The organism is Pontibacter sp. HJ8, from assembly GCF_054824225.1.
The window spans coordinates 1-3175 of sequence record NZ_JSYF01000358.1 but is presented as its reverse complement, the minus strand read 5'-3'; the positions used below and the strand labels follow the sequence as shown (position 1 = coordinate 3175).

At 53.3% G+C, this 3175-nt stretch carries 2 protein-coding genes; both read right to left on the bottom strand.

What is annotated here, in order from left to right; all coding sequences use genetic code 11:
- Positions 1 to 1859 (bottom strand): DUF3857 domain-containing protein (locus OB13_RS15385; protein WP_461491061.1); only part of this gene is annotated, 1859 nt, incomplete at its 3' end.
- A 13-nt stretch (positions 1860 to 1872) separates the two neighbouring features.
- The coding region (locus OB13_RS15380) for a DUF3858 domain-containing protein (RefSeq protein ID WP_461491060.1) at positions 1873 to 3175 on the bottom strand (1303 nt) is incomplete at its 5' end.

Sequence of the window (3175 nt, the reverse complement as noted above, 5' to 3'; positions counted from 1 at the left end):
TCCGGCTTGAAACGGCCCCGATGCATCTGCAGGGTACGGACATAAGTGACCTGCTGCCCTGCTACCTGCATGCTTATTTTGTAGCTTCCGAAATCAGATTTGTATTCGAGATCGTTGGGTTTGAACTCCAGGGTATAGCCGGCCGGCACCTGGTACACGACCGTGTCTACGTTGGTATAGGCCGTATTTCGTACGACATCCCAGCGGCGCTTCTCCGACTTGTGGGGAACGGTGGTCCAGCGGTTCATCAGGTTGGGGGTCAGGAACATGCGCTTGCCGCTCAGGGTCACGCACTGCCGCAGGCTCAGATGCAGCTTCTCAGTAACTTCGGGCATTCGTCCTTTTTTCAGATCGAAGGCAAAGCTTTTGACATCGAAGGAGGGAATCTGAATGTTTTTATACAGCCATTTCCGTTGCTCTTCAGCCGAAAGCCCATGCAGTATATCCCGGTGATCTTCATGGGCTACACCGGTATAGCGGGTAAAGACCTGCGCCGTTGCATTTCCATTGTCCTCGAGCTTAACGGTAACTTTGCGGTTCTGGAGATTGTCCTGCGCAGTATAGGCGGGCGTCTTTACGAGTTTGCCGCCTTCCGGCGTAATGAGCAGGGCGCGGCGGTCTCCGGTAAAGCTACCCGAAAAGCCTGCCGACTCATGCTGACTGGTACACTCGAGCCAAAGTGTGTCCTGCTTCATGGGCACACACAGCACCACATGGTTGAACTGGCTGCTCGGGAAATCGACCATGATCTCCGGCTCATTTTCACCTCCTTTGATGAGGGCATAGTAGGACGTAATACCCACTTCCTTCAGCATGGACTGGGTGTAGTTGGTCAGCGCTTTGCAATCTCCATAGCCTTTGGCAGCTACAAAGCTTGCCTCGAAGGGTTGCCATCCGCCGAGTCCGAGCTGTATGGACATGTAGCGGGTGTTGGCCTGCAGGTAATTGTATACCTTTTCGATCTTCTCAAGCGGGTCTGTCGTGCCTGCCACTATGGTCTTCAACCTTTGCTTGGTTGCCTCCGGCAGCACATCGCGCCCTTCGTTCAGCTTACCGATCCATTTGCCATAAGACTCCCAGCTTTCCATGTTGCCTTTGTAGCCCTGCACCTCAAACTCGGTGGGAGCCGTGCGCACCATCGGCAGCACCTCTGCCATAAAAGGCCCATAGGGTTCTACTTCTACCGGTGTCAGGTTATGCAGCTCCCAGCTATACACATCCTGGGTGGCAGTGGTCTCCTGCTTTACTTTCTGCTGCAGGTTCGATTCGCGGTAGCGCAATTTCATCCCCTTGGGCATCAGCACCTGGAATGTCGCTTTCTCTACGGACACCTTTTCGCTTGCCAGCGGCACCCATACCGGGTAGAAAAGCATGTTGTTGCTCGTTGTCTGGTACTCATACTCCACTTTGTAAGGGTATACCGAATGCGTCAGCTCCGCATACTTCACCCGGCTGTCGAGCACTTCATATTCGGCTGCTCCGGCGCTCACATCCTTGATGTCGCTGTTTTTAAGACTCTTGATCTTCTTGCCGAAGCGGTCGTAGCTGGTGCCCTTCACATAATCTACCTTGTTCAGTTTGTCATGCGGCACCAACAGCCGCGCGTGTTCTTTCCCGTTTTCGTTCAGGATGAGGATAACCGTTTTGACACGGGTTGTCCCGGTCCCGGGCGTATTTACGGTAAACACGGTTTCCTCCAGCTCAATAATGGCATTCGCTCCCTTGGTGAGGTCCGGTTTTGCCTGTTGCGCCTTGCCGGGATTGGCCAGCAGCCCCAATGTCAGGAGCAGTAGGCAGTAAAAACTCTGTTTCATGTTCGTAACAGGTATAATGATGTAATTGCCTTGGAAAGGCAGCATGACGTTTCTATTTTTATTTTCGCTTCAGCACGATCTTTTCGGCGTGCTTGGCTACGATCTGGGCATAGAGCTCCTTCAGGGCAGGGTACTCCTGCGCGTAGTAGATGGGCTTTAAGATATCGATCTTGCTCATTACCTCGATCACGTTGTCCTGCCTGTCTACCATGTAGGTAAAGCTGCCGCCATTATCCGGGAGACTGACCTTCACGTTCTTAGGTGACTCTTCCAGTTCATAATTATCGGGTATGATGAAGCGACACATGAACGTTTGATTGATCGGAACGGCGAAGTCAACGGGATAGTCCCGTTCCTCGAGCTTGAACGGGTTTTCTTTTTCTCCCTGGCCCATCATCGGGTTGATGTAAATCACGTCAGCCACCTGGCCGCCACCGGCCGCTTTTAGATGGTACTTTAACTCAACCGGCTTGCCCAGGTCACTGACGTAGCTGAAGGTTGGCTTGCTGATTTTGTAGTCGCCGATCTCCCGGTTCAGCTTTTCGGTATACTTTTCTTCCCCTTCTTCCTGGATTTCTTTCCGCAGATTCAACCCACGATATCCTCCACTGAGCTCAATCACTTCTCCTTTGATTTCCCCGTGTTCATTTACGACCAGGTTGCCGTTGTAAAATTTCTGGTTGAGACCCGAGGGCTTCAGGGCCACCCAACGGGCAGCCTTTGGTTTGATGAGGTGCCCTTCGCCGTTGAGGCTCCGCACGGGCAGCATACCGGCAGGCAGCAGCGGGTCGGTCGCGTCCAGCAGGTGCTCTTTGCCTCCTATGGTCACGTGGGCAACGACATAATTAAACTTGTTGAGCAAGGGGGTTCCTTTGTGTATCCGGCCGTGCTCCCGGGTGCTGACCAGCACTGGCGCAGCATCGAGGCCGGCTTCCTGCAACATGGCCGTCAGGAGCAGGTTGACTTCGGCTGCGCTACCAGTTTTGCTCTCAAAGGCTTTTCGAAGCGTGCCGGTGGTGTAGATCCCATACTTGCCGTTCCACTTCATCGTGTTCTTCACCAGGTCATAAATAGCCTGCATTTGTTGGGCCGGGTCACTCTGTTTGGCGACAATCGCAGCCACATCTTCTTTGAAGAAGCCTTTGCGGTTAAGCTGGCTGCCGAAGCGCTCCTCTTTCAACAACTCCCCTATGACCTGCTCCCACTCGCCCGTCTTTACTTCCGATGGTTTTCCGGGGATGTGCACCATCAGCAGCTCAAACTCAATTTTGGCCTGGTAATCCTTCAGCGTCGTGATATACTTCTCGGCACGCAGAGCAGGCAAATCCTTCATGACCCAGCGATAGCCGTTGAGATTGGCA